Source organism: Methylobacterium sp. Leaf469 (genome assembly GCF_001424745.1).
Classification (GTDB): domain Bacteria; phylum Pseudomonadota; class Alphaproteobacteria; order Rhizobiales; family Beijerinckiaceae; genus Methylobacterium.
This window is the reverse complement of record NZ_LMRE01000001.1, coordinates 410174-435871: the sequence shown is the minus strand read 5'-3', so window position 1 is coordinate 435871 and position 25698 is coordinate 410174. Positions and strand designations below refer to the sequence as shown.

At 68.7% G+C, this 25698-nt stretch carries 32 protein-coding genes; 17 read left to right on the top strand and 15 right to left on the bottom strand.

Features of this window, described 5'->3' with window-relative positions:
• Positions 1 to 14: 14 nt before the first annotated feature.
• Positions 15 to 206 (bottom strand): DUF2735 domain-containing protein, encoded by a 192-nt coding sequence (locus ASG60_RS22405; protein ID WP_056166471.1) that lies wholly within the window; start codon positions 204 to 206, stop codon positions 15 to 17.
• A gap of 29 nt (positions 207 to 235) precedes the next feature.
• Between ASG60_RS22405 and ASG60_RS22400 the strand changes: the two genes are divergently transcribed.
• The 4 genes from ASG60_RS22400 (at position 236) to ASG60_RS02035 (ending at position 3220) form a co-directional block, all read left to right on the top strand.
• Complete coding sequence (locus ASG60_RS22400; RefSeq protein ID WP_156398759.1) at positions 236 to 397, top strand: hypothetical protein; 162 nt, start codon at positions 236 to 238, stop codon at positions 395 to 397.
• A 277-nt stretch (positions 398 to 674) separates the two neighbouring features.
• Positions 675 to 1715 carry a glutamine synthetase beta-grasp domain-containing protein gene (locus ASG60_RS02045; protein WP_056166474.1) on the top strand — a complete coding sequence of 347 codons (1041 nt, stop codon included), beginning with the start codon at positions 675 to 677 and terminating at the stop codon, positions 1713 to 1715.
• A 203-nt stretch (positions 1716 to 1918) separates the two neighbouring features.
• Positions 1919 to 2488 (top strand): crossover junction endodeoxyribonuclease RuvC, encoded by a 570-nt coding sequence (gene ruvC / locus ASG60_RS02040; protein ID WP_056263481.1) that lies wholly within the window; start codon positions 1919 to 1921, stop codon positions 2486 to 2488.
• A gap of 156 nt (positions 2489 to 2644) precedes the next feature.
• The gene (locus ASG60_RS02035) at positions 2645 to 3220 is read left to right on the top strand and encodes a PilZ domain-containing protein (protein WP_056166482.1); all 576 of its coding nucleotides are present in this window, start codon (positions 2645 to 2647) and stop codon (positions 3218 to 3220) included.
• Between the two features lie 39 nt (positions 3221 to 3259).
• Here ASG60_RS02035 and ASG60_RS02030 read toward each other — a convergent pair whose 3' ends face one another.
• Positions 3260 to 3925 carry a YceI family protein gene (locus ASG60_RS02030; protein ID WP_082478748.1) on the bottom strand — a complete coding sequence of 222 codons (666 nt, stop codon included), beginning with the start codon at positions 3923 to 3925 and terminating at the stop codon, positions 3260 to 3262.
• A gap of 74 nt (positions 3926 to 3999) precedes the next feature.
• On the opposite strand from ASG60_RS02030, the gene ruvA reads away from it, so the two are divergent.
• From ruvA to bfr, 3 genes are all read left to right on the top strand, one after another.
• The gene (gene ruvA / locus ASG60_RS02025; RefSeq protein ID WP_056166485.1) at positions 4000 to 4617 is read left to right on the top strand and encodes a Holliday junction branch migration protein RuvA; all 618 of its coding nucleotides are present in this window, start codon (positions 4000 to 4002) and stop codon (positions 4615 to 4617) included.
• A 239-nt stretch (positions 4618 to 4856) separates the two neighbouring features.
• Positions 4857 to 5126, top strand: a complete 270-nt coding sequence (locus ASG60_RS02020; RefSeq protein WP_056089217.1) for a (2Fe-2S)-binding protein — start codon at positions 4857 to 4859, stop codon at positions 5124 to 5126.
• A 62-nt stretch (positions 5127 to 5188) separates the two neighbouring features.
• The gene (gene bfr, locus ASG60_RS02015; protein WP_056166488.1) at positions 5189 to 5686 is read left to right on the top strand and encodes a bacterioferritin; all 498 of its coding nucleotides are present in this window, start codon (positions 5189 to 5191) and stop codon (positions 5684 to 5686) included.
• 41 nt (positions 5687 to 5727) lie between these two features.
• Here bfr and ASG60_RS02010 read toward each other — a convergent pair whose 3' ends face one another.
• On the bottom strand, positions 5728 to 6312 hold the full coding sequence (locus ASG60_RS02010; protein ID WP_056166492.1) for a Uma2 family endonuclease: 585 nt from the start codon (positions 6310 to 6312) through the stop codon (positions 5728 to 5730).
• Positions 6313 to 6437: 125 nt separating this feature from the next.
• Between ASG60_RS02010 and ruvB the strand changes: the two genes are divergently transcribed.
• From ruvB to tolB, 6 genes are all read left to right on the top strand, one after another.
• A complete protein-coding gene (gene ruvB / locus ASG60_RS02005) occupies positions 6438 to 7523 on the top strand; it encodes a Holliday junction branch migration DNA helicase RuvB (RefSeq protein ID WP_200918674.1) in 1086 nt (361 codons plus the stop codon).
• A gap of 38 nt (positions 7524 to 7561) precedes the next feature.
• Positions 7562 to 8005: a tol-pal system-associated acyl-CoA thioesterase gene (gene ybgC, locus ASG60_RS02000; protein WP_056166494.1), complete on the top strand. Its 444-nt coding sequence runs from the start codon at positions 7562 to 7564 to the stop codon at positions 8003 to 8005.
• Between the two features lie 190 nt (positions 8006 to 8195).
• Positions 8196 to 8912, top strand: a complete 717-nt coding sequence (gene tolQ, locus ASG60_RS01995; protein WP_056089202.1) for a protein TolQ — start codon at positions 8196 to 8198, stop codon at positions 8910 to 8912.
• 24 nt (positions 8913 to 8936) lie between these two features.
• Positions 8937 to 9383 (top strand): biopolymer transporter ExbD, encoded by a 447-nt coding sequence (locus tag ASG60_RS01990; RefSeq protein ID WP_056263490.1) that lies wholly within the window; start codon positions 8937 to 8939, stop codon positions 9381 to 9383.
• 13 nt (positions 9384 to 9396) lie between these two features.
• The gene (tolA, locus tag ASG60_RS01985) at positions 9397 to 10785 is read left to right on the top strand and encodes a cell envelope integrity protein TolA (RefSeq protein ID WP_244476549.1); all 1389 of its coding nucleotides are present in this window, start codon (positions 9397 to 9399) and stop codon (positions 10783 to 10785) included.
• 129 nt (positions 10786 to 10914) lie between these two features.
• Entirely contained in the window at positions 10915 to 12237 is a 1323-nt protein-coding gene (gene tolB, locus ASG60_RS01980) for a Tol-Pal system beta propeller repeat protein TolB (RefSeq protein WP_082531574.1), read from the top strand.
• A 17-nt stretch (positions 12238 to 12254) separates the two neighbouring features.
• Here tolB and ASG60_RS01975 read toward each other — a convergent pair whose 3' ends face one another.
• From ASG60_RS01975 to ASG60_RS01965, 3 genes are all read right to left on the bottom strand, one after another.
• Positions 12255 to 13316 (bottom strand): nucleotidyltransferase domain-containing protein, encoded by a 1062-nt coding sequence (locus ASG60_RS01975; protein ID WP_056384120.1) that lies wholly within the window; start codon positions 13314 to 13316, stop codon positions 12255 to 12257.
• Between the two features lie 132 nt (positions 13317 to 13448).
• Positions 13449 to 14681 (bottom strand): MFS transporter, encoded by a 1233-nt coding sequence (locus tag ASG60_RS01970; protein WP_056384119.1) that lies wholly within the window; start codon positions 14679 to 14681, stop codon positions 13449 to 13451.
• Between the two features lie 28 nt (positions 14682 to 14709).
• Positions 14710 to 16863 (bottom strand): protein-disulfide reductase DsbD domain-containing protein, encoded by a 2154-nt coding sequence (locus ASG60_RS01965; RefSeq protein WP_056384118.1) that lies wholly within the window; start codon positions 16861 to 16863, stop codon positions 14710 to 14712.
• Positions 16864 to 17016: 153 nt separating this feature from the next.
• Between ASG60_RS01965 and ASG60_RS01960 the strand changes: the two genes are divergently transcribed.
• Positions 17017 to 17802, top strand: a complete 786-nt coding sequence (locus ASG60_RS01960) for a 3-hydroxybutyrate dehydrogenase (protein WP_056263723.1) — start codon at positions 17017 to 17019, stop codon at positions 17800 to 17802.
• 46 nt (positions 17803 to 17848) lie between these two features.
• On the opposite strand, the gene ASG60_RS01955 is transcribed toward ASG60_RS01960, so the two are convergent.
• From ASG60_RS01955 to meaB, 3 genes are all read right to left on the bottom strand, one after another.
• Complete coding sequence (locus ASG60_RS01955; protein ID WP_056384117.1) at positions 17849 to 18202, bottom strand: CsbD family protein; 354 nt, start codon at positions 18200 to 18202, stop codon at positions 17849 to 17851.
• Positions 18203 to 18272: 70 nt separating this feature from the next.
• Entirely contained in the window at positions 18273 to 18953 is a 681-nt protein-coding gene (locus ASG60_RS01950) for a hypothetical protein (protein ID WP_082531573.1), read from the bottom strand.
• Positions 18950 to 19954 carry a methylmalonyl Co-A mutase-associated GTPase MeaB gene (meaB, locus tag ASG60_RS01945; protein WP_056166512.1) on the bottom strand — a complete coding sequence of 335 codons (1005 nt, stop codon included), beginning with the start codon at positions 19952 to 19954 and terminating at the stop codon, positions 18950 to 18952. The genes ASG60_RS01950 and meaB overlap by 4 nt, the downstream gene beginning before the upstream one ends.
• Before the next feature lie 244 nt (positions 19955 to 20198).
• On the opposite strand from meaB, the gene ASG60_RS01940 reads away from it, so the two are divergent.
• Together ASG60_RS01940 and ASG60_RS01935 are read left to right on the top strand one after the other, a co-directional pair.
• Positions 20199 to 21239, top strand: a complete 1041-nt coding sequence (locus tag ASG60_RS01940) for an alpha/beta hydrolase (protein ID WP_244476548.1) — start codon at positions 20199 to 20201, stop codon at positions 21237 to 21239.
• 170 nt (positions 21240 to 21409) lie between these two features.
• Positions 21410 to 21775: a hypothetical protein gene (locus ASG60_RS01935; RefSeq protein ID WP_056166514.1), complete on the top strand. Its 366-nt coding sequence runs from the start codon at positions 21410 to 21412 to the stop codon at positions 21773 to 21775.
• 130 nt (positions 21776 to 21905) lie between these two features.
• Here ASG60_RS01935 and flaF read toward each other — a convergent pair whose 3' ends face one another.
• Positions 21906 to 22367, bottom strand: coding sequence for a flagellar biosynthesis regulator FlaF (gene flaF, locus ASG60_RS01930; protein ID WP_244472864.1), 462 nt, complete (start codon positions 22365 to 22367; stop codon positions 21906 to 21908).
• A gap of 78 nt (positions 22368 to 22445) precedes the next feature.
• Here flaF and ASG60_RS01925 point away from each other — a divergent pair, with 78 nt between their 5' ends.
• Complete coding sequence (locus ASG60_RS01925) at positions 22446 to 22709, top strand: hypothetical protein (protein WP_056384116.1); 264 nt, start codon at positions 22446 to 22448, stop codon at positions 22707 to 22709.
• 43 nt (positions 22710 to 22752) lie between these two features.
• Here the strand turns inward: ASG60_RS01925 and ASG60_RS22395 are convergent, their stop codons facing one another.
• From ASG60_RS22395 to tolR, 5 genes are all read right to left on the bottom strand, one after another.
• Positions 22753 to 22908 carry a hypothetical protein gene (locus tag ASG60_RS22395; protein ID WP_156368826.1) on the bottom strand — a complete coding sequence of 52 codons (156 nt, stop codon included), beginning with the start codon at positions 22906 to 22908 and terminating at the stop codon, positions 22753 to 22755.
• A gap of 91 nt (positions 22909 to 22999) precedes the next feature.
• Positions 23000 to 23314 carry a hypothetical protein gene (locus tag ASG60_RS01920; protein ID WP_056357409.1) on the bottom strand — a complete coding sequence of 105 codons (315 nt, stop codon included), beginning with the start codon at positions 23312 to 23314 and terminating at the stop codon, positions 23000 to 23002.
• A gap of 122 nt (positions 23315 to 23436) precedes the next feature.
• Positions 23437 to 23973 (bottom strand): metallophosphoesterase, encoded by a 537-nt coding sequence (locus ASG60_RS01915; RefSeq protein WP_056166522.1) that lies wholly within the window; start codon positions 23971 to 23973, stop codon positions 23437 to 23439.
• A gap of 73 nt (positions 23974 to 24046) precedes the next feature.
• A complete protein-coding gene (locus tag ASG60_RS01910) occupies positions 24047 to 25120 on the bottom strand; it encodes an energy transducer TonB (RefSeq protein WP_056384115.1) in 1074 nt (357 codons plus the stop codon).
• 4 nt (positions 25121 to 25124) lie between these two features.
• Positions 25125 to 25616 (bottom strand): protein TolR, encoded by a 492-nt coding sequence (tolR, locus tag ASG60_RS01905; protein WP_056384114.1) that lies wholly within the window; start codon positions 25614 to 25616, stop codon positions 25125 to 25127.
• Positions 25617 to 25698: the final 82 nt, after the last annotated feature.

The following is a 25698-nucleotide window of genomic DNA, read 5'->3' as shown; positions in this document are numbered from 1 at the left end:
TGGTACGTGTCCGGTCAGGCCTTGCGAGAACGGTCCGAATCCAGCAGCGCGGCTTCGTGATAACCGCAATCGACGTACGTGGCAGGCGACTGCATCGGCTTGGCATCGACAGGCGAGCGGCCCGAATCCCGGCGCTCCGTTCCGAGGCGTCCCCCGACGGGGAAGGCATAGATCTTCGCGGTTTCACGGGTGGCGGAGGGCGTCATGGAATGGGATCTCCTTCGGAGCGAGGCTGGTGGCGCCGCTCGATCACTGTTCGCAATATAGCCCCTTCGCCGCGGAATTGCGCGGCCTGTCGCGAATAAAAGCATTGTTTGCCGGAAATATGCGCAACGGCAGGATTGCAAAAACAGCGAGCAATATTGTTCGACCAAAGCTCACGGCGGGTCCGGGCTAGATTTTCGCGGACCTGTCAGCTCGCGTTACTGGCGAATGATTGCCCAAGAACATGGCATGGACACGGTATGATGAATAAATTAGCAATATGAATAAAATTTATGCAGAAGCTGCCCGTCCCTGAGAGAAGCAAAGGCGGGGCGGGCATCACGTCGCTCGTGTTGCTGCGAACGTGAATTGGCATAGCAAATGCTTTTGCGAGGGCGGCAGTTCCCTGGGGCGGCCGACGGTCCGCGCTTGCCGGTGGTCCGCACCGCGAACGGAAGAGAGACTTCACGATGACGAAGTACAAGCTCGAGTACATCTGGCTGGACGGCTATACGCCCGTCCCCAACCTGCGCGGCAAAACGCAGATCAAGGAATTCGACGGCTTCCCGACCCTCGAGCAGCTTCCCATGTGGGGCTTCGACGGCAGCTCGACCATGCAGGCCGAGGGCGGATCCTCCGACTGCATGCTGAAGCCCGTGCGCCACTTCCCCGACACGACCCGCAAGAATGGCGTCCTAGTGATGTGCGAAGTGATGATGCCCGACGGCGTCACCCCGCACGCCTCCAACAAGCGCGCCACCATCCTGGACGACGACGGCGCCTGGTTCGGCTTCGAGCAGGAGTACTTCTTCTACAAGGACGGCCGTCCGCTCGGCTTCCCCACCGCCGGCTACCCCGCGCCCCAGGGCCCGTACTATTGCGGCGTCGGCTACAAGGAAGTCGGCTCCATCGCCCGCAAGATCGTCGAGGAACACCTCGACCTCTGCCTCGACGCCGGCATCAACCACGAGGGCATCAACGCCGAGGTGGCCAAGGGCCAGTGGGAGTTCCAGATCTTCGGCAAGGGCTCCAAGAAGGCCGCCGACGAGATGTGGGTCGCCCGCTACATCCTCCAGCGCCTGTGCGAGAGCTACGAGATCGACGTCGAGTACCATTGTAAGCCGCTGGGTGCGACCGACTGGAACGGCTCGGGCATGCATGCCAACTTCTCGACGGAGCACCTGCGGACCGTGGGCGGCAAGGCCTACTTCGAGGCGCTCATGGCCGCCTTCAAGGACAACCTCGACGACCACATCGCCGTCTACGGCCCCGACAACCACATGCGCCTGACGGGCAAGCACGAAACCGCGGCCATCAACGAGTTCAGCTACGGCGTCGCCGACCGCGGCGCCTCGATCCGCGTGCCGCACAGCTTCGTCAACAACGCGTACAAGGGCTACCTGGAGGACCGCCGTCCCAACAGCCAGGGGGACCCCTACCAGATCGCGTCGCAGATCCTGAAGACCGTGGCCTCCGTGCCCACGGCCGCCGGGGTTTCCGCCGCCGCCTGACGCCTGCCCGATCCGGGACGCCTTTCCCGTCCCACATGCCGAGAACGGCGCGGCCCTCACCGGGGTCGCGCCGTTTCCATGTTCGAAGGGGCGCCGGCCGTGCGCCGATGGATCGGCCGGACCGGGTTTGGAGAAACCCCTCGTTCACGGTATGTGCCTAACGCTCGACGCTGGCGCCCTCCGCGCCCCAGGGCTCCGACGCAATGACCGCTCCCGTCCGCATCCTCGGTATCGATCCCGGACTGCGCCGCACCGGCTGGGGCGTGATCACCGTCACGGGCACGAAGCTCGCCTATGTCGATTGCGGCGTGGTGACCTCGGACGGTGAGCTTCCACTGGCCCTGCGCTTGCGCGAACTGCACGAAGGCATCACCCGTGTGGTGCGGGGCTTCGCGCCCGACGAGGTCGCCGTGGAGGAGACCTTCGTCAACAAGGACGCCCAGGCGACGCTGAAGCTCGGCCATGCCCGCGCCGTCGCCCTGCTGGTGCCGGCGCTCGCCGGCCTGCCCGTGTCCGAATACGCCGCCAACCTCGTGAAGAAGACGGTCTGCGGCGCCGGCCATGCCGACAAGGTCCAGATCCAGGCGATGGTGAAGTTCCTGATGCCGAAGGCCGAGTTCAAGACCGCGGATGCCGCCGACGCCCTCGCCATCGCCGTCACCCACGCCAACCATCGCGCCTCGCATGCCCTGAAGAGCCGGCATGCCCCCGTGCCCGGCATGAGCGCGCTTGCGGCCTCCCGCATCGCCGCGGCCTTGGCGAAGGCGGGTTGATCGCCGTTCGCCGTCCGGTTCGTATCGTGTCGGGAATCGTGATTCCGGGGAGAAAAGACCGGCTTGGGGAAGAGTCGCTACAATTCTTCCTATCCCACGAGAGCGATCGAAAGACTCGCGATTCCACGATGCCCGAGGGCGGCACAAGTGAGATCGATGAGCCAACAGCACGCAAAACCCCATCATCACAAGGTGGTCGTTCCGGCCCTGTGCTGGGGGCGGGGACGCTCCGAGTTCTATGCGGTGACGGATATCGTCTCCCCGGACGGCATTCGTTTTCGTTCCGCCACAAAGCCCCTCGTCGACGAAGAACTGACCTGCAACATCCGCCATATCGGCACCGTCGAAACCCGCGTGGTCGGTATCGGCGATCGGGCCTTCATCGTGCGCGTTCTCGCGCGAATGCAGGCTATGGCGAGCGTCGCGCGCGAATTACGCCAGCTGTCCGAGCAACAGGAGGCGCCCGTCCCCGTGCGCGTCCATCCCCGCGTGACGCCCCTGGAAACGGACGTGACCATCGAGCTCACCGATGGCCGGGTCCTGCCGGCCAAGCTCCTCAACGTCTCGGCATCCGGCGTCGCCTTCACCCTCGATGCGCAGATCGACATCGGCGCATCCATCACCATCGGCCGGACGGCGGCCCGCGTCGCCCGCCATTTCGACCACGGCATCGGTGCGGTGTTCGACCGGGCGTTCGCGCCCCAGGCCGTCGACCGGCACATCACCCTGTGAGCCCCGCCGGCCTCGTCAGGTACCCGGTTCGGCCGAAATTCAGGGCACGGCCTTGAACTCGCCTTCCAGGCGCAGGGTCACCTCGTCGCCCACCATCGGCAGGTAGGCGGTGATGCCGAACTCCGAGCGCTTGATCACCGCCCTTCCGTCGAAGCCGACGGTGTAGAGCTTGTCGACGGGGTGAAGCCCGGCCTGGTTGAACGTGGCGTCGAACGAGACCGGCTTGGCGACGCCCTTCAGGGTCAGGGTGCCGTTGACCCGCGCCGTGGTCGGGCTCGTGGGCTCCACGGACGTGCTCACGAAGGTCGCGGTCGGAAATTTCTGCGTGTCGAAGAAGTCCGCGCTCTTCAGATGCGTGTCGAGCCGGTCGTTGAGGCCGGTGATGCTGGGCGTTCCCACCGTGACGCTGAGGCGGCTCTTCTCCGGCGCCTTCGCGTCGAGGCTCGCGTCGGCCGCCACGTCGGTGATCTGGCCGTAATAGGTCGAGAAGCCGAGATGGCTCAGGGACCACGTGATCTTGCCGTGGGCCGGATCGAGCTTGTAGCCCCCCGGTCGCACCTGCGTCGGGTCGGTGGTCGGCGAAGGGGGCGCCGGGTCCTGCGCATGGGCGAGCCCCGGCAGCGCCAGGACGAGAACGGTGGTACTGCGCAGCACGACGGCGCGCAGGCCCGTTCGCACAGCGATGATGACGGATCCGTGCTTCATGTCGCCCCTCCAATTCCCCGGCCGCCCGGCCCCGTCCCGGGCATCGCGCCGACCCCTCTGATAAGAGACTTCGCATGATCGGCAAGCTGAAGGGCCTCGTGGATTCCTACGGAGAGGATTTCGTGATCCTCGATGTCCAGGGCGTCGGCTACGTGGTGCATTGCTCGGCGCGCACGCTGCAGCGGATGCCCGCCATCGGCGAGGCCGCGCAACTCGCCATCGACACCCATGTCCGCGAGGACATGATCCGCCTCTACGGATTCCGCTCGGACCCGGAACGCGAGTGGTTCCGCCTGCTCCAGACCGTGCAGGGCGTCGGCTCGAAGGTGGCGCTGGGCCTGCTCTCCGTGCTGGAGCCGGAGGCCCTGGCCTCCGCCATTGCGCTCGGGGACAAGACGGCGGTGGCCCGCGCGCCCGGCGTCGGCCCGCGCCTCGCCGCCCGGCTGGTGGCCGAACTCAAGGACAAGGCCCCGGCCTTCGCCCCCATCGATCCATCCGTCATTGCCCTCAACGGTGCCGTTCAGGACCGCTCCGCGCCCCAGCCCGTGGCCGATGCCGTCTCGGCCCTGGTCAACCTCGGCTACGCGCCCGTTCAGGCCTCGGCTGCCATCGCGGCCGTGCTGGCGGGCGCCGGCGAGGGCGCCGAGGCCAAGACCTTGATTCGATTGGGCCTTCGCGAACTTGCCCGCTGAGACGGAGTGGCGAAGGCCCGAGGCCGGATCGAAACCTCGTGAAAAGATGGCTGGCGCGCAACGTAATTGTCCGCTTGACGATGGCCGCCGGAATTGCCAGATCTTCCTTATAGTACTAAGGTGTTGAAAACAAAGCAGTTTCCAATAATTCTAATGTAGCGTCCAACATGGTGGCCGGGTTGAGATTTTCCCGCCGCCCTCCCCAACGGCACGATGCCCAGCGCGAGTTTCGGTCCCGCATGATCGTCTGTTCCTGCAACGTCCTGTCCGACAACGCGGTCCGTGCCTGCCTCCATCGCGGCCCGGATTGCCCCCGCACGCCGGCCCAGGTCCAGGCCTGCCTCGGCTGCAGTCCGAAATGCGGGCGCTGCGCCCGCACCATCCGCTCGATCATGCAGAACGCCCTGCAAGCCGCCCTCGAGGAGGCCGGCCATGCGTGTTCGACGACTTGCGCAACGGGCTGTAGTTTGGTCAAGCTCCAAACTGCGGAGGAAGGGATCGCCGCCTGAGCGCCTGTGCGAGGCGCCACGTTCCCTTCCGGCACTGATATGCCTCAAGGGAGAATGGGCGGATGAAGGGTGATGCGAAGGTCGTCGAGTACCTCAATCGGGGGCTGCGCAGCGAACTGACGGCGGTGAGCCAGTACTGGCTCCATTTCCGCATGCTCAACGACTGGGGCTACATCGACCTGGCCAAGTTCTGGCGCAAGGAATCCATCGAAGAGATGCAGCATGCCGATCGCTTCGTCGATCGTATCCTGTTCCTCGACGGCTTTCCCAACCTGCAGGAACTCGATCCCCTGCGGATCGGCCAGAACGTGCAGGAGATCATCGAGTGTGATCTCGCCGCCGAGACCGAGGCGCGCGCCCTCTATCTCGAGGCCGCCAAGTACTGCGATTCGATCAACGACCGGGTGTCGAAGCGCCTGTTCGAGGATCTGGCCGAGGACGAGGAAGGCCATATCGACTTTTTGGAGACCCAGCTCGAGCTGATCTCCCAGGTCGGCCTGCCGCTCTACGCGCAGAAGCACATCGGCGGCCTGGAAGCCATCGCGCCGGAAGCCGAGTGATCTGACGACACGCCGCGGCGCCCAGGGCGCCGCGGTCCTGTTCAAGCCTCAAAAACACCCCAATAGGCTTCGCTCAAGGGCAGGGACGCTTGGATCGCGAAGAGTTCGAGCGTCGCGTCAAGTCCATCGATGACCCGAAAGCCGTTCCAGGCCCCGCCGACCCGGTCGTAAACTTCGATGTGCGGTCGGTCGCGTGCCACGAGGACGTAATGCTGCAGAGCCGGAAGCTGCTGGTAGATTCGCCACTTTTCAAGGCGGTCGCGTGCCTCGGTGCCGGGGGAGAGCACTTCAATCAGCACCGTGGGATTGTCGACCGAAGTGGCGCCTGCTTGGATTCCGCCGCAGACCACGAGAACGTCAGGCAACAACGCGGCGTCGAGGGGGCGGCTCTTTAGATAGAACGTCTCGGCAAACGTCTGGCAGGATGAGCCTTTCGCACGAAAGCCCTGGTGAAGGTGGCTTGCGATGTTCTGCACGATCCGACCGTGCTCCCAGCGTGCGCCGACCATCATGCGGACCACGCGCCCGCCGATCAGCTCCCAGCGCTCGTTGCGCGGCTTGTCGGCCAGCAACTCCTCGAAGTCGTCGAAACCCATCATCTCGAAGTTCGCGAAGGCGTTGCCCATCGTGCGCTTCCCTGGCGGCCACCCGCCGACGCCACGAATGTAGCGCGATCCGCGCCGGTGTGCGACATCGGCCGGGAGAACAGATGCCGGACGCCAGGCCCCGCCGGGCCCCACCGAGAGCCCGTGTGAGCAAGCTTCCCAAATCTCCGAAATCGCCGACCCTCCACCCGCTGCCGGACTCGCTCCTCACACCCGAGCGCCGCGAGGACGATCTCGAATCGTCCATCCGCCCCTTGAGTCTGGCCGAGTTCATCGGCCAGCGCGCGGCGCGCGCCAACATGAGCGTCTTCATCGAATCGGCGAAGAAGACCGGTTCGGCCCTCGATCACGTGCTGTTCGTCGGCCCGCCGGGCCTGGGCAAGACCACCCTGGCGCAGATCGTGGCGCGCGAGCTCGGGGTGAATTTCCGCTCCACCTCCGGGCCGGTCATCGCCAAGGCGGGGGATCTCGCGGCCCAGCTGACGAATCTGGAAGAGCGCGACGTGCTCTTCATCGACGAGATCCACCGCCTCAATCCGGCGGTGGAGGAGATCCTCTATCCCGCCATGGAGGATTACCAGCTCGATCTCATCATCGGCGAGGGGCCGGCGGCGCGCTCGGTGAAGATCGAACTGCCGAAGTTCACCCTCGTGGGGGCGACGACCCGCGCCGGCCTGCTGACCACCCCCTTGCGCGACCGCTTCGGCATCCCGATCCGCCTCGAATTCTACGACGTCGACGAACTCGAACTCATCGTCCGGCGCGGGGCCCGCGTGCTCGGCCTCGGCATGTCGGAGGAGGGCGCCAACGAGATCGCCAAGCGCGCACGCGGCACGCCCCGCATCGCCGGACGCCTGCTGCGCCGCGTGCGCGACTTCGCCATCGTGGCCGACGCGCCCACCGTGACGCGGGCCATCGCCGACAGGGCGCTGCAGCTCCTCGACGTCGACCCCGCCGGCCTCGACGTCATGGACCGCAAATACCTGACGATGATCGCCAAATCCTTCAACGGCGGCCCCGTGGGCATCGAGACCATCGCGGCGGCCCTGTCCGAGCCGCGCGACGCCATCGAGGACATCATCGAGCCCTACCTGATCCAGAAGGGTTTCGTGCAGCGAACCCCGCGCGGGCGCATGCTGACGCCGCACGCGTTCCGCCACATGGGCTTCCCCGAGCCCCGCCGCGATCCGGGCTCGCAGTTCGGCTTGTTTCCCGCAGATCCGGAGGCGTGAAAGAGCCGCTTCGCGCGTCGTCACAGGAGACCCGCCCCTTGAGCGAAATCGATCTCTCCGGCGTCCATCGCCTGCCCGTGCGGGTCTATTACGAGGACACCGATTTCTCCGGCTTCGTCTATCACGCGAGTTATCTGCGCTTCATGGAGCGCGGGCGCACGGAACTGTTGCGGATTCTGGCGGGCGATCAGTCGGACCTGCACCGGGATGCCGCCGGCCTGCACTTCGTCGTGCGCCGGATGGTTCTCGACTTCGCGCGGCCCGCGCGGATGGACGACCTCCTCGACGTGCGGACCTGGACCGCCGCCATGAAGGGCGCCTCCATGCATCTGGCCCAGGAGGTCCGGCGCGGGGACGATCTCCTGGTCACGGCCGAAGTGGTGGTGGCCTGCGTGCGGGACGCCCGCGCGATCCGGCTGCCGGACGGACTGCGCGCGGCATTCGGTCGTGCAGCTGGACCTGCTTCCTCAACCAATCCTTAACCCTGACGGGCGCTTAAACTGTCTGACGCAAGGGCACGGTCGCACCGCAACCACGGCGCGGCACGGCCCTTACTTTCGACAGATTCGCGGACCATTGAGCGTTGAAATACCTCAAGGTTCCGGTTGACGCGCGACGACCGGCCACCGGTCCGGCGGCGGTCCCGCCCTGGGGTTTTTCAAGGATCGTGTCATGAACCCAGCCGATGCCATGCAGGCCATGCCGGCCCCCGACATGACCCTGCTGGGCCTGTTCCTGCAGGCCCATTTCGTGGTCAAGGTCGTGATGGTGGGTCTGCTGGGCGCCTCAGTCTGGTGCTGGTCGATCATCGTCGACAAGACCCTGCTGTTCCGCCGGACCAAGGCCGAGATGGATGCCTTCGAGGAGGCGTTCTGGTCCGGGCGTTCCCTCGAGGAGCTCTACCGCTCGTTCAACGACAAGCCGGCCGTCGGGCAGGGCGCCCTGTTCGTGGCCGCCATGCGCGAGTGGAAGCGCTCGTTCGAGGGCTCCGGCCGCCAGATCCAGAGCCTGTCCCAGCGCATCGACAAGGTCCTCGACGTCACCATCCAGCGCGAGGTCGAGCGTCTCGAATCGCGCCTGCTGTTCCTCGCCTCCATTGGCTCGGCCGGCCCGTATATCGGCCTGTTCGGCACGGTCTGGGGCATCATGACGGCGTTCACCTCCATCGCTGCGTCGAAGAACACCTCGCTCGCCGTGGTGGCGCCCGGCATCGCCGAGGCCCTGTTCGCCACCGCCATCGGGCTGTTCGCGGCCATCCCCGCCGTGCTCGCCTACAACAAGCTGCAATCGACGGTGTCGAAGCAGCAGTCGCGGCTCGAGGGCTTCGCCGACGAGTTCTCGGCCATCCTTTCCCGCCAGATCGACGAGCGCCTGTCGCTCGTCGCCTGACCCCAGCAGAACCGAGGGACGATCATGGGCATGGCCCACGGCGCGGCACAGGGCGGGGGCGGACGGCGGCGGCGCGGCCGGCGCCAGGGCGCCATCAACGAGATCAACATGACGCCGTTCATCGACGTCGTCCTCGTGCTGCTCATCGTGTTCATGGTGGCGGCGCCGATGATGACGGTCGGCGTGCCCCTGGACCTGCCGCAATCCAAGGCGAGCCCGCTCAACTCCGACACCAAGCCGGTGACGCTCTCCATCCGCCAGACCGGACAGGTGTTCCTCGGCGAGGACGAACTCGGCGACGACAGCATCGTCCCCAAGCTCACCGAGGCCTCGAAGTCCGGCTTCGAGGAGCGCGTCTTCGTGCGCGGCGACAAGCGGGTCGATTACGGCCGGGTCGCCCAGGTGATGGCGATCGTGACCGGCGGCGGCTTCAAGAAGGTCGCCCTCGTCACCGAGCCCGATCAGAAGTAGCGGGCGCGCAGTCGTGAAGCTTCCCTTCAAGCGCAACGAACCGGGCATGTGGATCTCGGCGGGGGTTCACGTCGCCGTGCTGACGGCGGCGATGCTCACCGTCGCGGCCCCGGCCTTGCCCGATGCGCAGGAGGGCGTGCCCGTCGAGGTAATGACCGAGCAGCAATATTCCGAGCTCACCAAGGGCGAGACCAACGCCGACAAGCCCCAGCCGGACGCCAAGCCGCGGGCCGACCGCAAGGCGGACAAGGCCGAGGAACGCGAGCCCGAGAACGCCAAGGTCGATGCCCCGGCCCCCCCGAAGCGCCCCGCCGACATGAAGGTCGCGAGCGCCGAGGAGATGCCGCTGCGCGTCAACGAGCCCGACCCCGACAAAGAGGCCAAGGCGGCAGAAGCCAAGGCGGCAGAAGCCAAGGCTGCCGAAGCCAAGGCTGCCGAAGCCAAGGCTGCGGAGGCGAAGGCCGCGAAGGCGGAAGCGGCCAAGGCCGAAGCCGCCCGCGCCGCCAAGGCCGAGGCTGCGGCGGAGGCAAAAGCCGCCGCCGAAGCGAAAGCCGCCGCGACCGCCAAGGCGGAGGCGAAGGCGGCCGCCGTGAAGCGCGAGCAACTCGCCCAGCTCATCGAGAAGGAAGAGGCCGAGGCCGCCGCCGCCGCCAAGGCGGAGGCAGCCAAGGCCGAAGCCGCCAAAGCCAGGAAGGCCGAGGCCAAGGCCCGCGCCGAAGCGGAGGCCAAGGCCGAGAAGGCGGAAGCCGAAGCCAAGGCGAAGGCCGAAGCGAAGAAGGCCGAAGCCGAGCACCAGAAGGAAGTCGCCGAGGCGAAGGCTGAAGCCGAGGCAGCGGCCAAGGCGGACGCGGCCGCGAAGGCCAAAGCGGAGGCTGCCGCCAAGGCGAAAGCCAAAGCCTTGGCGGATGCAAAGGGCAAGGCCGATGCCGAGGCCAAGGCGAAGAAGCAGGCCGAGCTCGCCGAAAAGTTCAGCGCCGGCGATATTCGCCAACTGCTGGCCTCGAAGGCGCCGTCGCAATCCACCGGCGCCACCGGCCGCGACGTGCAGCGCACGGCCTCCCTCGGGGCGGCTTCGGGCAATTCGCAGCGCCTGTCGCCGTCCCTGCGCGAGGCCCTCGTCGGCATGCTCCAGCAGCAGATCGAGCGTTGCTACGTCGCGCCGCCCGGTGCGGCGCAGGGGGTGATCCTGCCGATGCTCGACATCCGCCTGAACCCGGACGGCGGCCTGACGACGGAACCCAAGATCATGCGCGGCGGTGCCAACGCCGTCGATCGCTCCATCGCGGAGGCGGCCCAGCGTGCCGTGCGCCGCTGTGCGCCCTACAAGATCCCCGCCCAGTACGCGCCGTATTACAACGACTGGAAGGCGATCAACGCGGAATTCGAGTTTTCGCGGGTCTGATGCGCCGGCCTCCATCCGCCGATCCGGGCCGTTCCTCGGTGCCGTGAGCCCGCCCGCGCGACATCGCCCTCGCGCATGGCGGTCCCGGCGCCGCCCCGGACAGACACTCCCAGAACTTCGGACATCCCCATGCTCTCAATCCCGCTTCCGCGCCTGGCGCCCCTCCTCGTCGCCCTGGCGTTCGTGCTGTTCGGCTTGACCGGGCCGGCGCGCGCGCAGCTCAACCTGCGCATCGGCGGCGGCGCGTTCCAGCCGATGCCCATCGCGGTGACCGACTTCTCCGGCGATCCGAGCCTCGGACTCCTCGTCTCCAGCGTTGTGACGAACAATCTGCGCCGCTCCGGGTATTTCGTGCCCGTCGAAAAAGCGAAGTTTCCCGAGAGCCCCGGCTTCGATGCGGTGCCGGGCTTCGACAAGTGGCGCACAGCCGGCGTGCAGGCCCTGGTGACGGGCCGGGTCTCGCGCGATCCCTCGGGCAAGCTCAAGGTCGAGTTCCGCCTGTGGGACGTGACTTCGGGCCAGCAGATGACGGGCCAGCAATACGGCGCCGACACCGCCAATGCCCGGCGCACGGGGCACCTGATCTCGGACGCGGTCTACACCAAGATCACCGGCCTCGGCCCCTGGTTCGACAGCCGCATCGCCTTCGTGGACGAGTCCGGCTCGAAGGAGAACCGCCGCAAGCGCCTGATGGTCATGGATCAGGACGGCGCCAACGTGCGTGCGCTGACCAACGGCGACACGGCCGTGGTGGCCCCGCGCTACTCGCCCGCGACCCAGGACATCGCCTTCATGACCCAGGCGACGGGCCAGCCGCCGCGCATCCAGGTGATCAACCTCGAAACCGGCAGCCGCCAGGCGGTGGGCAAGGCCGGCTCCATGAGCACGAGCCCGCGCTTCTCGCCCGACGGCCGACGCTTGGTCATGAGCGTTCAGGAGGGTGGCAACGCCGACATCGTGGTGATGGATCTCGGCTCCAAGGCACAGACGCCGATCACCAACGGCAACGCCATCGATACCTCGCCGACCTTCTCGCCGGACGGCAGCCAGATCGTCTTCGAATCCGATCGCGGCGGCTCGCAGCAGGTCTACGTCATGAGCGCCACGGGCGGAAACCCGACCCGGATCTCGTTCGGCGAAGGTTCGGCGTCGCAGCCGGCCTGGTCGCCACGGGGCGACCTCATCGCCTTCACCCGCCAGCGCAAGGGCGGCTTCGCCATCTGCGTGATGAAGCCGGACGGCTCGGGCGAGCGCGTGCTCACGGAAGGCTTCCACAACGAGGGCCCGACCTTCGCGCCGAACGGCCAGTACGTGCTGTTCTTCCGCGATCCCGGCGGCCAGGGCGGCGGCAAGCTCTACATGGTCGACATCACCGGCAAGGTGGAGCAACCGGTGCCGACGCCGTCCTACGCGTCCGATCCGACGTGGTCGCCGCTGCTGGCGGGCAAGTAGGACCGGGCAAATCAGGGCTACCAGTCCGGCTCGAGGCGGGGCGGCGCCAAGGCCGTATCCCGTCTCGTGGCGGCGGTCAGCAGCGTGGCCTGCTCGCGCAGGGCGCGCGGCAGGGCGGCCAGGGCCGGATCGTCGAAGCGCAGGTGCGGGAGGCGGCTGGTCACGAGACCCGCGATGAGTTTCGCCTGTGCCTGATCGCGCTGCCGCTTGAGTGGCTCGCGGTCCTCGCGGCCCGCGAGCCAGAGCTTGTGGAGGGCGAACGCCCGTGGGTCGGGAACCACCATGGTCAGGGGGTAGCCGCGTGCGTCGATGACCGTTGCCGTGGCCTTTGGACTGCTCACAAGCCAGCCCAACCCCTCGATCTCCACCGCTTCGAGGTCCGTCGCCTCGGTCCCGATCCGGCTTCGCAGTGGCTTGGCCATCCGATCCTTCATCGCCGGCATGATGAGATCGACGAGGTAGCCGTCCCGGTTGACCGCCCGGAACCCGCTCCGCCCCAGGACCTCGAACGAGCGATCGACCTTTCGCAGGAGGCCCACCACACCCGTGGCCGAGACCTCGGGCGCGAGGAGCCGGAGGGAACGCCGCGCGTCGAACAGGAGATCGACATCCGCCGTCGCGAGATGCGCACCGGCGATCTGCACGCCTGCCAGCCGTTCGTAGGCGAACAGGGCATTCGTCCCCACGACCTCGATACCGGCCCCGATGAGCCCGGCTTGGTCCAGGGCGCGAAGGATACGCGCCGCGATCACGGGCAGGCGCCCGAGGTTCAGGGCGCGATTGACCGGCGCCATGGCGTCGAGACGTGCGGTGAGGCCCGCAATCCGCTCCTGTAGCTGCGCCCGTCCCTCATGGAACCCGGTGGCCATCGCCTCCGTCTCGGGTGTGCGCGGCCCGAGGGATTTCCAGGCCTCGTACCGCTTCCGGTAAAGGTAGTCGCGCCCACCCACGGTCTTCCACGACATCGAGCCCCTGTACCGTCGCGCCCATTCGCCCCGCGCCATCGCGAAGCCGGAGAACACTTGGTCGACATCGATGGTCTGCCGTGCCTGATCGCCATTCAAGTCACTGAGGGACATCGGATTATCCCTAAAGCAGGCATTTATTGCCGCCAGAGGGATAATGACGCAACCCAAGCCGAGAAGCGACTGATTTTGCAGCGATTATCCATATTCCGACGAGAATGGTACGCGGGAGGGATAATCGGCGCCTCACCCCACCGGCAGCAGCCGGTCCCGCGCCCTGAGCGCCGGGAAGATCCGCCCCCAGGCGGCGGCCACCAGCAGCGTCGCGAGGCCGCCGAGCACCACCGCCGGGACGGCACCGATGAGGGCGGCCAGGGTTCCCGATTCGAACTCGCCGAGTTCGTTGGAGGCGCCGATGAAGACGGTGTTCACCGCCGAGACCCGGCCGCGCATGGCGTCGGGCGTCTCGCCCTGGACGAAGGTCTGGCGGACATAGACGCTGATCATGTCGGCGGCCCCCGTCACGAACAGGCAGGCCATGGACAGGGGCAGGGAAGTCGAGAGACCGAAGCCGATCGTGGCGAGGCCGAACACCCCGACGGCCTGGAGCATGCGGAGCCCGGCATGGCGCTGGAGCGGCCGGTAGGCGAGATAGACGGCCACCAGCACGGCCCCGGCCGCCGGCATGCTGCGGAGCGCCCCGAGGCCGAGGGGGCCGACATGCAGCACCTCGGCGGCGAAGATCGGCAGGAGGGCGGTGGCGCCGCCGAGCAGCACCGCCACGAGATCGAGGCTGATGGCGCCGAGCACCACCGGGTGGTCGCGGATGTAGGTGAGGCCGGCCGACAGGGTCGCCCAGGTCACCGGCGGGCGTTCGGTGACGGGCGCGGGGCGGAAGCGGATGGCCGCGATGAGGGCGCTGGCGAGGGCGAAACTGAACGCGGCCGTGCCGAACACCACGGCCGGGCCGAGGACGTAGAGGAGGCCACCCAGTGCCGGCCCGAGGATCGACGCGCTCTGCCACAGCGAGGCGTTCCAGGCGATGGCCGAACCGAACAGCGCGCGGGGCACCAGGGTCGGCAACAGGGCCTGGAGGGCCGGGTTGGCGAAGGCGCGGCCGGTGCCGATGACCACCACGAGGGCGTAGATCGGCCAGATCGCGCCCGTGCCGTAATGGGCGAAGACGAGCAGGCCGAGCTCTGCCGCCGCCAGGGTGGCGTAGGCCAGGGACGCCACGCGGCGGCGGTCGTAGGTGTCGGCCACGTGTCCGGCGACCAGGGCCGACAGCATGGCGGGCAGGAAGCTCGCGAGCCCCACGAGTCCGAGCGCCAGGGCCGAATGGGTCAGGTCGTAGACGAACCAGCCCACCGCGACGGCCTGCATCTGGAAGGCGAGGCCGGTGAGGAAGCGGGCGGCGCCGTACAGGCGAAAGTCGCCGTTGCGGAACACGCTCCAGCGCGGCGCGGAGGGTTCGGTCATCGGGTCCGTCGGGTCGTCGTCGGGTCGCTCAGCGCTCCTGTGGAGCCAGGGCGGCGCTGCGGGGCAGGGCGGGCAGGATCGCGAGGGCGTCCAGCACCGTCCCGGCCGTCAGGATTTGTGGGAGGACCACGGGGGCGGTCTTGCTCGCATAGAGGAGGTAGAGCGGCACGCCGCTTCGGCCGTGACGGGCGAGGAACGCGGTGATCTCGGGGTTCTGATTGGTCCAGTCGCCCTTGAGGTAGACCACGCCGCGCGCCGACAGCGCGTCGCGCACGGCTTGCGTCCCCAAGGCCGTGCGTTCGTTGACCTGACACGAGATGCACCACGCCGCCGTCATGTTGACGAAGACGGGTCGGCCCTCCGCCAGCAGCGCGTCGAGCCGCGCCTGGGTGAACGCCTCCGTGCCGTCCGCGCGCGCGACCGCGCCGGCGCGGTCATGGGACAGGTTCAGGGTGAGGAGAGCGAGACCCGCGAGGGCGGCCAACGCCGTGCCCCGCGCGATCCAGCTCCAGGCCGGGCGGGCGCCGTGCCCGCGCTCCCAAACCCACGCGGCGAAGCCCACGAGCACGAGGCCGAACAGGGCGGCGAGCAGCCCGGACGGTCCGACCTGCTGCGCCAGCACCCAGATCAGCCACGCCGCCGTGGCGTAGATCGGGAAAGCCAGGACACCCTTCAGAACATCCATCCAGGCACCGGGGCGCGGCAGGGCGCGCAGGGCGGCGGGCCATGCGGTCAGGACGAGGAAGGGCAAGGCGAGGCCGAAGCCGAGGCTCGCGAACACCGCCAGACCCACGGCCGGGGCCTGCGTCAGGGCGAACCCCACGGCCGACCCCATGAAGGGCGCCGTGCAGGGGGTCGCCACCACTGTGGCCAGTACGCCGGTGAAGAACGAGCCCTGCAGCCCGGCGCGGCGGGTCAGGCCGTCGCCGAGCCCGGCGATGCCGCCGCCGAGATGAACGACCCCGGACAGGCTCAGACCCATGCCGAACAGGAGATAGGCGAGGGCCGCCACCACCACGGGCGATTGTAGCTGGAAGCCCCAGCCGAGGCCGGCGCCCGCGCCCTTCAAGCCGATGAGCAGACCGGCTAGACCAAGAAACGCCGCGAGCACGCCGGCCGTGTAGGCGACGCCGTGGAGGCGGACCCGGGCGGGGGATTCCCCCGAATGCCGCACGAGGCTCAGGATCTTGATGGACAGGACTGGGAACACGCACGGCATCAGGTTGAGCACGAGTCCGCCCAGGAATGCGAGGCCGACGGCGCTCCACAGGGTCAGGCCGTCCTCCTCCTGCGGAATCGGCGGGGCGGCCAGGGCGTCCGTGGCGGGGGCGGCGATGGCGGGCGCCTCGCCGACGGCATAGGCGCGCCGGATGGGTCCCTCGGGCGTCGTCTCGTCGAAGGTGAGGACGCCGGGAAGCGTCGCCGGCGCCGCGTCGTCGGGGTTGCCCCGAACCAGCGAGAGCCGAAGGCCGGCGGAATCGATCTGCACGTCCTGCGCGGCGGCGTTCTCGATGGCGGTTTCCGCATAGGGAAAGAACGCCACCCCCGAAACGGCATCGGGCGCGAGGCCCGGCGCCTCCACCGTCAGGGTCAGGCGATCCTTCGTGGCGGCGGTCCGCACCGGCCAGGGCGACGGCACCGGCAGGGCGGCGCGGGCCTGCGCGAACAGCGCGCGGGTCTGCGGATTGGTGCCGGTGCTGGTTCCGGCCTGCGCCACCGGCAGGGTGAGGCGCAGGTCCGCCGTGCCCGGCACGCATTCCCGTTCGCAGACGAGGTAGCTCAGGTGGGCCTTGAGGGTGACGGGCTTGCCCGGCGCCAGGGCCTCGGGCGGCGTCACCTGCGCCAGCAGGACGGTCTCGCCCTCGTAGCCGAAGTTCATCAGGTGGGCGACGGGGATGCGGTGGGGTGCCGGCCAGTCGAGGGCCCCGGCCGCGAAACCCGCGGGCAATGACCAGCCGACCTCGGGCGGCAGGCCCGAATCCCCGGGGTTGCGCCAGTAGACGTGCCAGTTCGGCCGCATCACCATGCGGATACCGACGGTGAAGGGCTCGCCGGGGCGGATCGCGGCGGGTTCGGCCACGAGGCTCGCGGTGACGAGGTCGGACGGGAGCTTGAGCCCCTGGGCGGACGCGCCGGCGAGGCCGGACAGGCTGAGCGCCAGCAAGGCGAGGAACCGGATCATGACGTCCCTGTGCGTCGCCCGTGACGATGGGGCGTCGCCCGTCGCTATAGCACGCCGCGCCCGGGGCCGAGCGCATCGACTTGCCGCGCCCCATCGGGCAGGATTTTGCCAGTGATGAATGTCGCGCGTCGCTGCGCGATCCGGGAGATCTCCATGAGCCTCAAGAGCAAGACCGCAATCGTGACCGGCTCCACGAGCGGCATCGGCCTCGCCATCGCGCGGGGCTTCGCCCGGGAAGGCGCCGACGTGGTGCTGAACGGGTTCGGGTCGCCGGAGGCCATCGAGACGGCCCGGGCCGGGATCGAATCCGAGTTCGGCGTGCGGGCGATCCACTCGGCCGCCGACATGACCAAGCCCGACGAGATCGCCGGCCTGATCACCCTCGCGGAGGAGACCTTCGGGGCCGTCGACATCCTCGTCAACAACGCCGGCGTTCAGTACGTCTCGCCCATCGAGGACTTCCCGCCGGAGAAGTGGGAGCTCATCATCGCGCTCAATCTCTCCTCGGCGTTCTACACCATGCGGGCCGCCATTCCGGGCATGAAGAAGCGGGGCTGGGGGCGGATCATCAACACCGCCTCGGCCCATTCCCTCGTGGCCTCGCCGTTCAAGTCGGCCTACGTGGCGGCCAAGCACGGCATCGCCGGCCTCACCAAGAGCGCGGGCCTGGAACTCGCCACCCACGGCATCACGGTGAACTGCATCTCGCCGGGCTACGTCTGGACCCCCCTGGTGGAGAGCCAGATCCCCGACACCATGAAGGCGCGCGGGCTGACCGAGGAGCAGGTCATCAACGACGTGCTGCTCAAGGCCCAGCCGACCAAGGAATTCGTCACCGTCGATCAGGTCGCGGCGCTCGCGGTGTTCCTGTGCTCGGACGCGGCGAGCCAGATGACGGGCGCCAACCTCGCCATGGATGGCGGCTGGACGGCGCAGTAGGACGCTCCGGGTCGCGCCGCCCCGGTGGGGCGGCGCGTTGAACTCTTCAGCGGCGGTGGAGCAGCAGGGCGAGGCCGTAGCCGACGGCGCCCGCGAGCAGGAGCGCGATGAAGGGATTCTCCTCCACCCGCGTCTCGACGGCCCGGGTGCTATCGCGGAAATAGGCGCCACCACGATCCTGAATGCGCTCGTAGGCGTCGCCGGCGTAGTCGCTGACGTTGTCGGCGACATCGCGCACGGTGTCCTTGGCCTGTCCGTAGGCGTCCTGGGCGCGCCCCTGCGCCTCGCGGTAGCGCCCCTCGACGGAGTCGCGCTGGGACCCGAGGGCGTCGCCCACGGCCCCCTGCACGCGGCCGCCGAGATCCTTGGCGGTTCCGACGATGCGATCCGTGTCCACCATGATGCGTCTCCTCGTTGAGCTTCGATGCGGGTTCGATGCCGCCGGGGCGTGGCACGCCCGCATCCGACGTTCACAGAACGCCCGAGATCCGATTGGGCACCGCATCGATCGGATTTTCTCGGTGCTTCCCGCCGACAGGGTGAACCGACCGTCCCGCGAGGAGTCCGCGGGCCACCGTCACCAGGGCGGCCGCCAGGGTCTCGACGGCCGGTGCGCGCCGCAACCCGAGACGCCCGGTCGGCGGTAGGGGCGGAACGTGGACGAAGAGCACCGGGATGTTCTCGGCCAGCGCCCGGTAATACGCGGCGTTGCAGAGGTAGCGGCCGGCATCATGGGACGGGATCGCCCGGATGCCGTTGCAGCGCAGGGCCACGAGGGCCTGCGCGGCGACGTGCGCGCGGCGCTCTGACGGTCCGTCCGCCGACAGGGCGAGACATCGCGCAAGGGCCCCCGATGCGTCCGGGAACAGCCGGCTCGCCCGGTTTCGCGCCCGAAACTCGACCCGGACCCGCGTGGCGCGGCGCGCCACGCCCAGCATCAGCACGGCGGCCGGTGGCTCCGTGAGGGCGGGAACCAGATGGGTCGGAATGGCCCCATAGGTGGTGGGTAGGACGAGGAGGCGGACATCGCCGCCCGCGAGGCCGTGGCGGCGGGCGAGGGCGACGAGGCGGCGCGCCACCACGGCGCTCGGGTTCACGGGCACGCCGGGGAACGGCCCGAACCCGGTGACGAGGAGGTGGCCCCGGCTCAAAGGCCGATGAGGGTGGCGATGGCCTCGGCCCCGGCGGCGGGGGAGGATTCGCCGCGCGACACCCCGGCCTCGGCCTCGGCCGTCTGACGGCGGACTTCGGCGGACCCGACGAGGCGCTGGTGCAGGCGCTCGTGGACCAGCGCCCACATCCACTTCACGTCCTGGGCGCGGCGCTTCTTGGCGATCTCGCCCGTGGCCGTGAGCTTGTTGCGGTGGTCGACGACGCGGTCCCACATCCCGTCGAGCCCCTTGTTGTTGAGGCCCGAGACGGTGACCACGGGGGGCGTCCAGGTCGAACTCGGGGCGCTGAGGATGTGGAGGGCGGCGCGATATTCCGAGGCGGCCGCACTGGCCCGGCGCTCGCCCTCGCCGTCGTCGGCCTTGTTGACGGCGATCATGTCGGCGAGTTCGATGATGCCCTTCTTGATTCCCTGCAACTCGTCGCCGGCGCCCGGCAGCATGAGGACGAGGAAGAAGTCGGTGAGATCGGCCACCGCCGTCTCCGACTGGCCGACGCCCACGGTCTCGACTAGGATCACGTCGAACCCCGCCGCCTCGCAGAGCAGCATGGTTTCGCGGGTCTTGGCCGCGACGCCCCCGAGGGTTCCCGACGAGGGGGAGGGGCGGATGAAGGCGTTGGGATCCAGTGCCAGGCGCGCCATGCGGGTCTTGTCGCCAAGGATCGAGCCGCCCGTGCGCGTCGAGGACGGATCGACGGCTAGCACCGCCACCTTGTGGCCGGCGGCCGTGAGATTGGCGCCCAGCGCGTCGATGGTCGTCGACTTGCCCACCCCCGGCACTCCCGTGATCCCGACCCGGATCGCGCGGCCGGTCTGGGGCAGCACCGCAGCGATGAGGTCCCGCGCCACGGCGCGATGGTCGGCGCGCTTCGATTCCGCCAGGGTGATGGCGCGGGCGAGGGCAGCCCGGTCGCCGGCCAGCAACCGGTTGCGCAGGGCGTCGATGTCGAGGGCGGGCGGCGGGGATGAGGAGAGGGCCATGCCCACTTCTTGCCGGGCCGACCGGCATTCGTCGAGGGGGCGTGCCGCCTATTGCGCGACGCGCCCGCCTTTGTCCGCGCCGATGTTCGGTGTGGGACTGGGGCCACAGGCGCGCCTATGCCCGCAATCCACACGGCCCACGGCCACGTTCGCGCCGCGCCATGGTCACGATCGTCCGCGACAGGTTAGCACCGCACGACGGCCGGGTTTCCCGGCCCTCCACCGCCCAGGGTTGTCAGACCGCATGAACCGAACCATTCGGCCGACCCGACGCAGCCTCGTCCGCCTCGCTACCCTCCTGGGGCTCGCCAGCCTGGCGCCGGGCCTGTCCGGCTGCGTCACCGAGGACCTCGCGGCCGGCTCGTCCGCCCCCGAGCGGCAGTCGAACATCGATGTCAGCCCCGTGCTTCTCGTCGCCACCACCCGCAAGCCGGTGGGCAGTCCCCCGAAGAGCCCGTATTTCAGCTCCGAGCGCGGCCGGGGCCTGAGCTTCGCCGAAGTGCGTCTGTCCGCACCCGACCGCTCGCTCATCGGCAAGGTCTCCTCCGTGGTCACCGGGGATTGGGGGGTCGCGGCGGTGCCGCAGATCGAGACCGGGCCGGGCGCGGCCGGTGCCTTCGCCCAGGCCGCGTTCGGGCGCGACGTGCTCATTTACGTCCACGGCTACCGCGAGAGCTTCCAGTCCGCGGCCCTCAGCGCAGCCAAGCTCTCCGACGGTATCCGCTTCCGCGGCGCCTCCGCGCTGTTCACCTGGCCCTCCGCCGCCGCGACCTTCGATTACGGCTACGATCGCGAGAGCGCCCTGTGGTCGCGCGACGCCTTCGAGGATCTGCTCAAGGCCCTGGCGAACTCGCCGTCGGGCGGCCGAATCAACATCGTCGCCCATTCCATGGGCACGCTCCTGACCCTCGAAACCCTGCGGATGCTGCGGGCCGAGGCCGGCGAGGCGGCCATGGCCCGCATCGGCGCCGTGGTGCTGGCTGCCCCCGACATCGACATCGACCTGTTCACCTCCGCCATCGAGCGCATGGGACCGGACGTGAAGAAGGTCACGGTGATCTCCTCCACCAACGACAGGGCGCTGGAGCTCTCCGGCGCCATCGCGGGTGGTATCGTCCGCGCCGGCGCGGCCGACCGCGAGCGCCTGGAGGCGCTCGGCGTGCGCGTCGCCGACGCCTCCGATTACGGCGGCGGCCTGATCAACCACGACCTGTTCCTGTCGAACCCGGAGGTTCAGGGCGTGGTCAAGCGTGCCATCAGTCGAGGTGCTGGCGGAGGCAGCTGAGCCCAGGGGCCCGTTCGGCGCGGGATGGCGGTCGGCGTGGGGCTTGGCGCGCAGGCCGTTGCCCCCTACACGGTCGGCGGCCCCGTAAGGCTGAATCGATCCCAGGGCGGCGTCCTCCGACGCCGTGTGGCCGGCGCGCCCCGCGCAACGACGTTCGAGAGGAATTCGCGATGTTCACACTCGAGATCGATGGCGTGGCCATCGCGGTCATCAACGGTTCCGAGGAGGTCGCCCGCGATCTCTTCACCTGCGACGGCTTCAAGGACGACATCCAGGCCATGAAGAGCGACGGCAAGGTGCTGTGGAACGGCACCTCTCCGCTCAAGATCCGCGCCGCCACCGAGGAGGAGACGGAGATCTTCGAGGACGCCCTGGCCGAGGATGATTCGGAAGAGGACGAACCCTTCGAGCCGGATGCCCGCCACGCCGAGGCCGCTTCGAACGACGACGCGGAAGAGGATGACGAGGACGGTGAGGACGACGCCGACATCGTCTTCCTCGTGGATATCGACGAGGATGCGGGTCTCGACTCCTGAGGGTTTCGGCAACATCTCCAACGTGGCCGTGCCCGATTCAGGGCACGGCTCATGGGTCCTGGCCGTCAGGCTCGCCCGACGCGAACGGGCACGCCCCTCGCCGATACCCCTCTTCGGGGGACGGCTCCGCTCAGGTCCGCAGGCCGGCGGCGATGTTGTGATTGATGCTGATGAGCGCGGAAAGCTTCTCGGCGCTCGGCTCGATCAGCGTGTCGATCATGCGGCGGAACACGAACACCGACAATTGCGCGATGCTGGTCTTGATCGGCTCGGGCAGCGGGCTCTCGGGTGCCGTCGCCGCGCCCGCGATGATCGTCCAGACCTTTTGATTGAAGTTGAGCGCTTCGGGGAGGCCGCCCTTCTGGTTCTCCCAGTCGGCTTGAACGGCCTGAAGGCGCGATGCGGCCTTGATCAGGACGGCGGCTTCCGCCTCGCGCGGCGATAGGGCCGTCTGTGACACCTTCGCGTAGGCACTGGCCCCGTACGACATCCTGCGTTCTCCCCGACTGCCGCGATTCGAGCCGTCCGCGACCGACGAGACCGTATGGGGTTCATTCTTAAGAGACTGTAATCCGGTCTTCGCCGCAATCATGCCGAGAAGCTTGACCAGGAAGGGCCGGTGATCGCGGGCCGGCCTCTGTCCGCGCGGCGATCGCGGGATTTCCGACCCATGATGAATTTTGTTTTCGGTACGGTGGCGGGGGCGCTGCTGGCCGGCATCCTCACCGTCGTCGCCGTGCGCCAGCCCGGCGTTCAGAGCAGGCTCGGGCTGTTTCCGGTGTCCACGGCCCCGATGCTGCCGGCTGCCCGGCCACCCGGACCATCACCGGATGCCCGCGCCAGGGACGAAGCGGCCTGCCGCAACGGGCCGGCCGAAATCGGCAAGGCCGACATGCTGTTCAACCGCAAGCGCTTCTGGCTCGTGGCGCCTTGATCCTGGCCGACGCCGGACAGGCCTGCCTTGGAGAAGCGTTCTCTTACACGCTGCTTAGCAGAAACATCACCATGGTGGTCGCGACGGTGGTGCTGAGGAAGCCGCACAGGGCTGCCGCGAAGGACGGGCCCGTGGCATCGATCATGGCATTGGAGCCGAGGACGGAATTGGCGTTGGACTGGGTGGCCGAGACGTTCATGGGCGTGGACCTTCAGGGCAGCGAATCGCGCGCCGCTTGTTCAGACTTGTGAAACGAATGGTTCCGGGCGTGTGTGCGTGGGCGCACGCGCTCAGTCGCAGCGATTGACCTTCTTGGCGATGCGAAGGTTCCGCGCCTCAGTGCGCAGATCGATGGCGGTGACGGCCGCACCGCAATCCTCGAACGCATCCCGGGCATCGGCGTAGCGATCGCCGATTTCGTCGAGGGTATCGCAGACGCGGTCGTGGCTGCCGATGCGGGCTTCCTGCCGGGCCTGGAACCGCAGGGCGTTGGCTTCCTCGACCTTTCGCTGGCCCTCGAAGCAGGCTGGCGCGGCCAGAGCCGGCACGACGGCCACGATGGTGAGTCCGATGGCGAGAAGCGGTGAAAACAGAGCGTGACGCATGGGATACCTCGGCGGCAGACGTCTCGAGGAACAGGACGTGTGCAAGGTGACGCTCAGGCTGATCCGAAGTCTTGGATCCGGCCCGCCGGTCATCCTGCGTTCATGCCCCAAGAACCCCCGATCTACGGCGAAGGTTCCGCTTTTCGGCTGCTCACTTTCCGGGCGCGGCGCGAGGCGAGGATTGTTGGAAGATCTACCGGCGTGAAGCCCTGCGCATCGACGCCCACGTCGTACTGCTTCGGGATCGGTGTCAGCTTGGCGTGCGAATGCCCGTGGAGGTCGAGGGCGCCCCGGCCCATGCCGTTCCAGGTTCGGAACGCATAATGGCACAGCACCAGGGGCCGTTCGTCCACGACGATCTCGGCATAATGGCCGACACTGGCCCAGCCCGGCGCATGCAGCGTTTCCGGCCCGTCGTTGTTGCCGACGATGAGGTGCTTCGTACCCTTGAGTGAGGTGAGGATTTCGGAGATTCGGCCCGGCGCGGGTCGCAGGGCGACATCGCCGAGATGCCAGACCGTGTCGCCGGGCGCGACGACGGCGTTCCAATTGGCGATGAGCGCCGCGTCGTGGACCGCAAGGTCGGGGTAGGGGCGCCGGTCGATCCGCAGCACGCGCGGATCGGAGAAGTGCGTGTCGCTGGTGAACCAGACGGTCATGCCGGAACGTCGCTCCGAGAAAGGCAGGGCGGTCTTCGGAAGCGAGGCGGGATCACGCCGTCCAACCCCGGCCTCAGCGACCGGGGCTGAACCGCAGGGGCACGGTGACCGCGAGGCTGCTGATCGTGACGCCTGCCGGGGCCGCCGGCAGGGACCCGCGTACGGTCGCGAGCGCCGCACTGTCGATGGCGCCGACACCACTGCTGCTCGACAGTCCCGAACTCAGCACCTGCCCGGAACGCGACACGGTGAACCGGACCACGGCAACGCCGCCGCTGGTGCCCGCCGCCGCACTGGCGTTCATGCGACCGCGGATCGCCGAGCTGAGGGCGCCCTGCCAAGCGCGGAGCGCGTTCGCATCGTTGCCGCCGGCGGCCGCACCCGCGCTGCTCTGACGCGAGGCCGAGGCCGAGTTCTGGCGTGCGCTGCCCTCGCTCGCAGCGGCGGCGGCGCGGCGTGCGGCCTCACGGGCCGCCTTGGCCTTCGCCTCGGCCCGGGCCTCCTGCAGCGCTTCGCGGCGCTCTTCCTGTTCGGCCTTGAGCCGTGCCTCGCGGTCGGCCTTGCGCTTGGCCTCACGCCGCGCCTCGAGGATCTTGGCTTGATCCGGCTTCGGTTTCACCACCTCGACGGGCTTCGGCAGCTCCTGGGCCACGGTGGGTGGAGGGGGTGCCAGGGCCGGCGCGGTCTCGGCCGTGGACGCGATCACCTGATCCTCCGGCGGCGGCTCGTTCGCCACCTCGACGGGCGGCGTCGGAGTCGCTTCCGGCGGCTCGGCCATGGTCGTCGCCTCGGGCGCAATCATCGCCGTATCGGGCGGCGGCGGTGCCGTCGCCTCGGGCGGTGTCACCTCCGTGGTCTCCAGCGGCTTCTCCTGCTGGACCGTCTCGGGCGTCTGCACCGGATTGGCTTCGGGCGGCGCCGACACGGAGGCGGCCTGCTCGGCCGGGGCTTGGGTGTCGGCCTCCGTCATCTGCGGCGCGAGGTCGATGGTGACGATATTCTCGCCCGGGGGCGCCTTGGGCTCCGGCTGGAACAGAGTGAGGGCGACCAACCCGGCCGCGTGTAGGCCGAGGGCGACGAGGAAGGCTGCGGCGAGACCTGACGGGCCGCGCCGATCCGAATCTCCGGTCGATGCGAGGACGCTCATGGGGCTATCGGGCCGTTCCGGTCGCGGGGGCTGCGGCGGCCGGCGCAGACGGCAGGGCGCCACCGGGCGATTGGGCGATGAGCGAGACCTTGGTGAAGCCCGCCTGGCCGACGAGGCCCATCACTTCCATGATCTTGCCGTAGGGTACCTCGCGATCGCCACGCACCAGCATCACCTGGGAGGGGTCCTCGGCGGCCAGGGCCCGCAGGCGGGGCAGGATGCCCTCGGGGGTCAGCTCCTCCTTCGCGAGGTAGGGCTTGCCCTCCTTGTCGATGGAGATCTCCAGGGGCTTCTTGGCCTGAGCCACCTTCTGCGCCGTGGTCTTGGGGAGCTGTACCGGCACGCCCGTGGTCATGAGCGGGGCGGCGACCATGAAGATGATCAGCAGCACCAGCATCACATCGACGAGGGGCGTGACGTTCATCTCGGACATCGGCGCGCCGTCGATGCCGTCGTCGTCGTCACCGCCGCCGGAGCGGATCGATCCCATGGCCATGCGTCGCCCTCCGGGGCTTCGGGCGGGCGGCCGGCAGCCCGGCGCCGCGTTCCCGCGAAATCGAAATTCGTCCGGAACCGGG